The following is an 8232-nucleotide window of genomic DNA, read 5'->3' as shown; positions in this document are numbered from 1 at the left end:
TGGCCTGGCCGACCCAGGCGGCCCGAATGGCCTGACCGGCGCGACCGGCTCGGGCGGTCCGAGCGGTCCGGGCGGTCCGAGTGGGCTGGCCGGTCCGAGTGGCCCGGCCGGCGGGCCTGGTGGCGCGAACGGCGCGGGTGGTGCTGCGGGCGGTCAGGGCGGGGCGACCCGACCCACCTCCGGCGCTGGTGCGTCGGGCAGCGGAGGTGCTCCCGCCGCTGCCGGCAGCGCCGAGGACTGGCCCGAACCGGCCCGCCCGGGTAGCGCGGCCGGAGGCGGCGACGACTGGCCGGAACCGGCTCGACCGGGTGGCGCGTCGGCCGTCACGTCGACCAGCGGTACGGCAGCCGCTGCCCCGGCGGCGACCGGCCTGCCCGGCGCAGGGGCGACCACCCGGCCGGCGACCGCCGCCACGGCGTCGGCGACCGCCGCGCCCGCCGTACCGAAGCCCGCCGGTCCCTCGGGTGCGCCGCAGCAGGCCGCGCCTGCCAGCCCCCCGGTGAGCAGCGCGATCGCGGCGGCGCGGGCGGCTGCGGCGGGACGTGGTCCGCGTACCGGCCAGCCGGTCCGGAAGACCGCGGACGCCGACTGGGCCGGCGAGCCGCCGTACGACCCGGACTTCGACGGCCCGGTGCGCGGCGGCGGGGGACGCCCCGGCGGTGCCCGGCCGGCGGCCCCGAACTTCGAGGGCTTCGACCCGGGTGACGAGCCACTGGACGAGGTCATCGACGAGCAGACCGCGCGGGAGTCCAGCGAGGAACAGGCGGTACGACTGCTCCGCGAGGCGTTCGGCGCAGAGAAGATCGACGAGGTCGACGCCCGATAGCCCTCCCCGACGCCGACACCGACGCGGAGGGCACGCCTCGCCGGACACGGCGAGGCGAACCGCGGCAGATCTTGGTAGGAATCGGCCCCTGGAGGGGCACGTTCCTACCAAGATCTACGCGATGCGATGCGATGCGACGCGACGCGACGCGATGCGATGCGATGCGATGCGGGGCGACGCGATGCGGGGCGACGCGATGCGGGGCAGGGCAGGGCGGGCGGCGCCGGGGCGAGGGTCAGCGGTTGTTGAGCGAGGGGACCGCCGCCGGAGTCGGGAGACGGTCCTCGCCCGGGGCAGCCGTCGCGGGGACAGCCGTCGGGAGACGGTCCCCGGCCAGGGCAGCCGCCGAGGCGACGGCCGCCGAGGGGACGTCTGCCGGGGGGACGTCCGCCGGGGAAGCGGTCGCCGGAGGGACGGTCGCCGGGCTCAGGGCGTCGGCCGCCAAGGCGATCGCGGCGACGGCGCGCTGGCGGCGGGTGCGCAGCAGCGCCCGGACGGCCAGGGCCAGGGCGGCAGCCCAGGCGACGGCCAGCAGCGCGTAGACGGCCGGCCGGGCCGGGCCGCCGAGGTCGGCCGAGCGCATCAGCGTACGGGCGTTGGTCAGCACGATCACGCCGCCGATCGCCGCGCCGAGCAGTTGGGCGGGGACGATGCGCACCAGCCAGGCCGCGATCGGCGCGGCGATCAGGCCGCCGACGAGCAGCGCGGCCACCATGGGCAGCAGGAAGCCCTCGGAGCCGAGGCCGATCAGGAAGCCGAGGCTGGCGGCGCCGGCGACCACGAACTCGGACGTGTCCACCGAGCCGATCACCTTGCGCGGCTCCATCCGCCCGCTGACCAGCAGGGCCGGCGTGGCGACCGGGCCCCACCCGCCGCCGCCGGTGGCGTCGACGAAGCCGGCGACCAGGCCGAGCGGGCCGAGGAAGCGGCTGCGCAGCTGGCCGCCGCGCCGGTCGGTGTGCAGCGGCCGGGAGAAGCGCACCAGCAGGTACGCGCCGAGGGTGAGCAGGATGCCGGCCATCCACGGGGCGGCCGACTCGGTGGAGATCGAGCTGAGGAAGGTCGCGCCGGCGAACGCGCCCACGGCTCCGGGGAGGGCGATCCGGCCGACCACCCGCCAGTCGACGTTGCCGAACCGCCAGTGCGACACCCCGGCGGCGAGCGTGGTGCCGATCTCGGCCAGGTGCACGGACGCCGACGCGGCGGCCGGCGCCACCCCGACGAGCAGCAGCAACGTGGAGGAGGTCAGCCCGTACGCCATGCCGAGCGCGCCGTCGACGAGTTGCGCGGCGAGCCCGACCAGCGCGAGGACCAGCAGCTTGCGCACGAGCGCCCCCTGACTTTTCGGTATCTCCTATCGACTTGGTCGACAATGCGGCACGGGGCGTGCCCCGGTCAAGCCTCCAACCGGTCAGTGAGACGACAGACGCCGCCCGGCGGCCCGGCCGTGGCGGCGACGAGCACGATCCCGAAGCGGGCAAGAAGTCAGGCAGGGATGCGGGACCAGGTCAGGTCCGGGGCTGCCCCGATGCCCTCTGGCGGCGGCCCAGGTGGGGATCGGATCCCGGAGCACACCGGAACTGCGGAACGAGCCCGGCGGCGGGGCCGGGGCGGGTCAGGTCCAGGCGCGGGGGTCGGCGGCCAGCTCGACGACCCGGCCCGGCAGGGTGCCGCCGGCCACGTCGGCGACGGTGACCAGTTCCAGGATCTCGCGTTCGCTGGCCCGCAGGGCGATCCAGACCTCCTGGAGGGCCCGCGCCGCCCCGTGGTAGCCGAGTTCCTCGGGCCGATGCCCGCGTACGTGCGCGAGCGGGCCGTCGATCACCCGGATCACCTCGGCCAGCGAGATCTCCCCGGCCGGTCGGGCCAGCCAGTAGCCGCCCTCCGGGCCGCGCTGGGCCTGCACGATGCCGCCCCGGCGCAGTTGCAGCAGGATACTTTCCAGGAACTTCGGCGGGATCTCCTGGGCGCGGGCGATCTGGTCGGCGGTCACGGGCCGGCTTCGCCCGGGCCCGGCGTCGGCGGTCACCGAGGCGAGCTCGGCGACCGCGCGGAGGGCGTAGTCGACCCGGGCGGAGAGGCGCATGCGGCAAGGTTAGTCGCCTGACCGACCCGCCCGGACGATCACCCCTCGACCGATCGGCCGGTGGCGATGCGCGGGCGGCCTCGGAGACGACGCTGGTGGCGAGCCCGACGGGTCGGGCCGCGCCACGACGGTCGGACGGTCAGTCGCCGACGCGGCGCAGCAGACCCTCCTGCACGGCGCTGGCGATGTGGTGCCCGTCGGTGGTGAACATGCGGCCGGTGGCGAGCCCTCGGGCGCCGGAGGCCGACGGGCTCCAGCAGTCGTAGAGGAACCACTCGTCGGCGCGGAACGGCCGGTGGAACCAGAGCGCGTGGTCGAGGCTGGCCCCGACCACGCCGCCCGGGCCCCAGACCTCGCCGTGCACGGAAAGCACCGAGTCGAGCAGCGTCAGGTCGGAGGCGTACGTGAGCGCGCAGGCGTGCAGCAGCGGATCCTCGGGCAGCTTGCCGTCGATGCGCATCCAGACCCGCTGGTGGGGGTCGGCGGGGCGGTCGCCGGGGCGTACCCAGCCGGGCTCGCCGACGTAGCGGACGTCGATCGGGCGCGGGATCTGCGCCCAGATGCCGAGCCGCTCCGGGTAGCGGGCGAGCCGGTCGGCCATCGTCGGGACCTCGTCCGGCGCCGGCACGTCGGGCGGGGTGGGGGCCTGGTGGTCCAGGCCCTCCTCCGTCCGCTGGAACGACGCCGACATGAAGAAGATCGGCTTGTCGTGCTGGAGCGCCACCGAGCGGCGCACCGAGAAGGAGCGGCCGTCGCGGACGTTCTCCACCTCGTACACGATCGGCTCGGCCGGGTCGCCCGGGCGGACGAAGTAGCCGTGCAGGGAGTGCACGAAGCGGGCCGGGTCGACGGTGCGTCCGGCGGCGACCAGCGCCTGGCCGGCGACCTGGCCGCCGTACACCCGCTGGGGACCGACCGGGGGGCTCATCCCCCGGAAGGTCATCCCGCCGGTGTGCTCCAGGTCGAGCACCTCCAGGAGCTGGTCGACCGCGGCCTGCCCGACCGCGACGTCCGCGTCGCTCACTGCAAGGCCCGCGCCGACGCCGCGTCGACCAGCGATCCGAGCTGGTGTACGCGCAGCGTGTTGGTCGAGCCGGGGGTGCCGGGCGGGCTGCCGGCGACGATCACCACGTAGTCGCCGGGGTTGGCCCGGTCGAGCCCGAGCAGCGCCTGGTCGACCTGGCGGAACATGTCGTCGGTGTGCTCGACGAACGGCATCAGGAACGTCTCCACGCCCCAGGAGAGGGCGAGCTGGTTGCGCACCTCGGGCACCGGGGTGAAGGCGAGCAGCGGCAGGTCGCAGTGCAGCCGGGACAGCCGCCGCACGGTGTCGCCGGTCTGCGAGAAGGCGACCAGTGCCTTCGCGCCGATGGCCCGGGAGATCGAGGAGGCGGCGACGGTCAGCGCGCCACCGTGCGTACGGGGGTCGTGCTGGAGGCGCGGCACGCCGATCGAGCCGGACTCGGTGGTGGTGACGATCTTCGCCATGGTGCTGACGGTGAGCACCGGGTACTTGCCGACGCTGGTCTCGCCGGAGAGCATCACCGCGTCCGCGCCGTCGAGCACGGCGTTGGCGACGTCGGAGGCCTCGGCGCGGGTCGGCCGGGAGTTCTCGATCATGGAGTCGAGCATCTGGGTGGCCACGATGACCGGCTTGGCGTTCTCCCGGCAGAGCTGCACGGCACGCTTCTGCACCAGCGGCACCTGGTCCAGCGGCAGCTCCACGCCGAGGTCGCCGCGGGCGACCATGACGCCGTCGAAGGCCAGCACGATCTGCTCCAGGCAGTCGACCGCCTCGGGCTTCTCCACCTTGGCCAGCACCGGCCGGTGTACGCCCTCCTCGGCCATGATGCCGTGCACCAGCTTGATGTCGTCCGCCGAGCGGACGAAGGAGAGCGCGATCAGGTCGACGCCCAGGCCGAGGGCGAAACGCAGGTCCTCGGCGTCCTTCTCGGACATCGCCGGCACGCTGACGGCCACGTTCGGCAGCGAGACGCCCTTGTTGTTGGAGACCGGGCCGCCCTCGGTGACCAGGCAGCGGATGTCGTTTCCGGTGACGTCGGTGACCTCGACGGCGACCCGGCCGTCGTCGATCAGCAGCCGGTCACCGGGCTTGACCTCCTGCGGAAGCTTGCGGTAGGTGCAGGAGACCCGCTCCTTGGTGCCGAGGATGTCGTCACCGGTGATGACGACCGAGTCGCCGGTGCGCCACTCGTGCGGGCCGTCGGCGAACCGGCCGAGCCGGATCTTCGGGCCCTGGAGGTCGGCGAGCACAGCCACCGGCCGTCCGGCGGCTTCCGCGGCCTCGCGGACCAGCCGGTACACCGCCTCGTGATCCTCGTGGCTCCCGTGGCTGAAGTTGAGTCTCGCCACGTTCATGCCGGCCTCGACGAGGCCCCGGATGCGCTCCGGCGACGAGGTGGCAGGACCAAGAGTGCAGACGATCTTCGCGCGGCGTGTCACGCCCATCAGGCTAGTCTCTCCTCCGGGTCTGGCTGTGGGCCGACCCCTTGCGGACTGCGGAACATTGTCCAACGACGCGCGTCACGCGCGCAGCCGGCGGGCGGAACCCACGCCGGAACGTTGAGGCGGCGGGCATCGGCGACCGCGCGCGGGGAATCGTACGCCCCCGGCGCTACCGGGCAGCCGGGTGCTCCCCGCCGTTCCGCCCGACGCCGCCACGGCCTCCCCCGCGCGCCCGCGCCGGATCCGCCGGCCGTCCCGGTCGGCTCCGCCCCGGCCCGCAGGTCGACGGCGGGGCGCTCCGTTGGGGGCGGTGCTCGGGCCGCGGCGGCGCGGCAGGCCGGCGGTCTCCCGTACCCGGGGGCTCAGCTCTGCGTCTTGACCAGCGGGAACTCCAGCGAGCCCTCCGGGCAGAGGAAGGTCAGCACGTCCACCCGGTAGAGCCCCGCCTGGACGGCCGGGTCGGCCTCCATCACGCTGCGTACGTCGTCGACGGAGCCGGTGCGGGCCAGGCCGAAGCCGATCGGCGGGTCCGGTTCGCGGGCCGGGCCGTCCACCGAGCCGGCGACCAGGATGATCCCCCGCCGTTGCAGGGCCTGCATGTGCGCGAGGTGCTCGGCCTGCAACCGCTGCACCGTCTCCGCCGGCAGCGCCCGCCCGGCCGCGCCGGGATACAGCACGATGCATTCGTACGTGTCGAGCGCGAAGTCGACCTGCGGCACTCCCGTCATGGCGTTCCCTCCCGCGTCGCGCCGCACGCGGCGACGTGCGCTCGGTCGACCGGCGGGGCGTACGCCCGTGGTCGACGTCGAGCCGGCACGGCCAGCGTCGCACGGGCAGCCGGCCGGCACGGGCGCTCCGGTCAACTTCGTCCCCCGCCCGGCCCGGTTGTGGCAACGTCGCGCCGTGTCGTGGCGGGCCCCGGGGCACCCGGGACGCGCCGGCCGCGTCCGGCCCTACGGCGGGTGATCCCGGTCTCGATCCGCCCCGGTGGTGGTGTGGGCGACGATCGTCGGGAAAGCCTCTCGGTGGTGGGATCGACCGCCGGAGACGGACGACAGGATGGGAATCCACGCATGACGAATGACGCCGGCAAGCAGCCCGCGAAGGCCTCGGGGACGTATCGGATCGGGGGCGACCTCCAGGTCGACCGGCTCGGCTACGGGGCGATGCAGCTCACCGGCCCCGGCGTGTGGGGCGACCCGAAGGACCCGGCCGAGGCCGTACGGGTGCTGCGCCGGGCGTACGAGCTGGGGGTGACGTTCATCGACACGGCCGACTCCTACGGGCCGTTCGTCAGCGAGCTGCTGATCCGCGAGGCCCTGCACCCGTACGCCGACGACCTGGTCATCGCGACCAAGGCCGGCCTGACCCGCTCCGGCCCGGGCGACTGGCGTCCGGTGGGGCGCCCGGAGTACCTGCGCCAGCAGTGCGAGCTGAGCCTGCGGCACCTCGGCCTGGAGGCCATCGGGCTCTACCAGCTGCACCGGATCGACCCGCAGGTGCCGCTCGCCGACCAGCTCGGGGAGCTGGCGCTGCTCAAGCAGGAGGGCAAGATCCGGCACATCGGCCTGTCCGAGGTGACCGTCGAGCAGATCGAGGCGGCCCGCGCCGTCACCCCGATCGTCTCGGTGCAGAACCTCTACAACCTGGCGGACCGCAGCGCGGAGGCCGTCCTGGAGCACTGCGAGCGCAACGACCTCGCGTTCATCCCCTGGTTCCCGATCGCCACCGGCAACCTGGCGCGGCCGGGCGGTCCGCTGGACGCGATCAGCACCGGGCACGGCGCGACGCCCGCCCAGCTCGCGCTCGCCTGGCTGCTGCGCCGGTCGCCGGTGATGCTGCCGATCCCGGGCACGTCGTCGGTGGCGCACCTGGAGGAGAACGTGGCCGCCGCCGAGGTGCAGCTGACCGACGACGAGTACGAGGCCCTCGCCAAGGCCGCCTGACGCGGGGCGGGGCGGGCGGCGCACGGCCGCCCGCCCCCGCCCGCTACAGGGCGAGGCAGTTGGGGCGGATCGCCTCCCCGCGCAGCGCCTGCCGGATCACCGTGTACGTGGTGCCGTCGAGCACCAGGCCGAGGTGCCCGACGACCCGCAGGGGGCACGCCGACTGGATCAGCACGTTGGTCGCTCCGTCGGCCAGTGTGGCGTTGTCGACGGGGCGCACCAGCTCGTCCTGGAGGGTGCGCACCGCCGTCCAGCGGACCGCGCCAGGGGTGTCGTCGCCCGCATTGAGGCCGGCGAGGAACGACGAGCCGATCGACATCTGCTGGCAGGCGACGATGCCGGCGCAGCTGCCCAGGCCGAGGAACTTCACGATGTTGGCCACGTACGTGCCGTACTGCGGGGTGCCGAGGCTGACGTAGCGGTCGACGCTGCTGGCCCCGCCCAGGCTCTTGATGAAGTACCGGGACACCAGGCCGCCCTCGGAGTGGGCGACGACGTCGACCTTGGCCGCGCCGGTCGACGCGCGGACCTGCCCGACGAAGCTGCTGAACGCGCGGGCCGAGGTGGGGATGTCGCCGAGCCCGAGGTTGGGCAGCTGGTAGACCCAGACCCGGTACCCGTCGACGCGCAGCCGGGAGGCCAGCGGCCCGTAGGCGGAGGCGATGCCGCTGAGGCCACCGACGACGATGACGGGGTTACCTGCCGCGGCGGCGGCGATCTCGGCGGCGGTGCTGGTGACGCCGTCCCCGACGGCGGAGGCGGAGGCGGCCGGGTCGGCGGCGCTCCGGTCGGTGCTGGCCGCGGGCCGGTCGGGGACCGCGACAGCGGCCGTGGCGGGGGCGGCGAGCACGGCGGCGATCATGACGGCGAGGGCGGGGACGATCTTTCGGAGCAGCAAAGCTGCACCT

Annotated in this window: 8 protein-coding genes; 2 read left to right on the top strand and 6 right to left on the bottom strand. The window is 74.7% G+C overall.

What is annotated here, in order from left to right; genetic code table 11:
* The first annotated feature begins 499 nt into the window (after positions 1 to 499).
* Complete coding sequence (locus tag F6X68_RS34890) at positions 500 to 826, top strand: hypothetical protein (RefSeq protein WP_370518995.1); 327 nt, start codon at positions 500 to 502, stop codon at positions 824 to 826.
* Between the two features lie 235 nt (positions 827 to 1061).
* Here F6X68_RS34890 and F6X68_RS27355 read toward each other — a convergent pair whose 3' ends face one another.
* The 5 genes from F6X68_RS27355 to F6X68_RS27335 form a co-directional block, all read right to left on the bottom strand.
* On the bottom strand, positions 1062 to 2153 hold the full coding sequence (locus F6X68_RS27355) for a sulfite exporter TauE/SafE family protein (protein ID WP_151456961.1): 1092 nt from the start codon (positions 2151 to 2153) through the stop codon (positions 1062 to 1064).
* Between the two features lie 288 nt (positions 2154 to 2441).
* The gene (locus tag F6X68_RS27350; protein WP_151456960.1) at positions 2442 to 2912 is read right to left on the bottom strand and encodes an Rrf2 family transcriptional regulator; all 471 of its coding nucleotides are present in this window, start codon (positions 2910 to 2912) and stop codon (positions 2442 to 2444) included.
* A gap of 139 nt (positions 2913 to 3051) precedes the next feature.
* Positions 3052 to 3936 (bottom strand): acyl-CoA thioesterase II, encoded by an 885-nt coding sequence (locus F6X68_RS27345; protein ID WP_151456959.1) that lies wholly within the window; start codon positions 3934 to 3936, stop codon positions 3052 to 3054.
* Positions 3933 to 5381: a pyruvate kinase gene (gene pyk / locus F6X68_RS27340; protein WP_151456958.1), complete on the bottom strand. Its 1449-nt coding sequence runs from the start codon at positions 5379 to 5381 to the stop codon at positions 3933 to 3935. Before pyk ends, F6X68_RS27345 begins: the two co-directional genes overlap by 4 nt.
* A 359-nt stretch (positions 5382 to 5740) precedes the next feature.
* Positions 5741 to 6106, bottom strand: a complete 366-nt coding sequence (locus F6X68_RS27335) for a YciI family protein (RefSeq protein ID WP_151456957.1) — start codon at positions 6104 to 6106, stop codon at positions 5741 to 5743.
* Positions 6107 to 6451: 345 nt separating this feature from the next.
* On the opposite strand from F6X68_RS27335, the gene F6X68_RS27330 reads away from it, so the two are divergent.
* Positions 6452 to 7324: an aldo/keto reductase gene (locus F6X68_RS27330; protein WP_151456956.1), complete on the top strand. Its 873-nt coding sequence runs from the start codon at positions 6452 to 6454 to the stop codon at positions 7322 to 7324.
* A 43-nt stretch (positions 7325 to 7367) separates the two neighbouring features.
* Here the strand turns inward: F6X68_RS27330 and F6X68_RS27325 are convergent, their stop codons facing one another.
* Positions 7368 to 8222 carry an alpha/beta fold hydrolase gene (locus tag F6X68_RS27325; protein WP_192581558.1) on the bottom strand — a complete coding sequence of 285 codons (855 nt, stop codon included), beginning with the start codon at positions 8220 to 8222 and terminating at the stop codon, positions 7368 to 7370.
* Positions 8223 to 8232 lie beyond the last annotated feature (10 nt).

This window comes from Micromonospora sp. AMSO12t, from assembly GCF_008806585.1.
GTDB lineage: Bacteria > Actinomycetota > Actinomycetes > Mycobacteriales > Micromonosporaceae > Micromonospora > Micromonospora reichwaldensis.
This window is presented reverse-complemented; position numbering and strand designations above follow the sequence as displayed.

What these genes read in the sequence shown, in the direction of transcription:
- pyk (WP_151456958.1), bottom strand. Translation starts at nt 5,381, where the DNA reads ATGGGCGTGACACGCCGCGCGAAGATCGTCTGCACTCTTGGTCCTGCC.
- F6X68_RS27335 (WP_151456957.1), bottom strand. Translation starts at nt 6,106, where the DNA reads ATGACGGGAGTGCCGCAGGTCGACTTCGCGCTCGACACGTACGAATGC.
- F6X68_RS27330 (WP_151456956.1), top strand. Translation starts at nt 6,452, where the DNA reads ATGACGAATGACGCCGGCAAGCAGCCCGCGAAGGCCTCGGGGACGTAT.
- F6X68_RS27350 (WP_151456960.1), bottom strand. Translation starts at nt 2,912, where the DNA reads ATGCGCCTCTCCGCCCGGGTCGACTACGCCCTCCGCGCGGTCGCCGAG.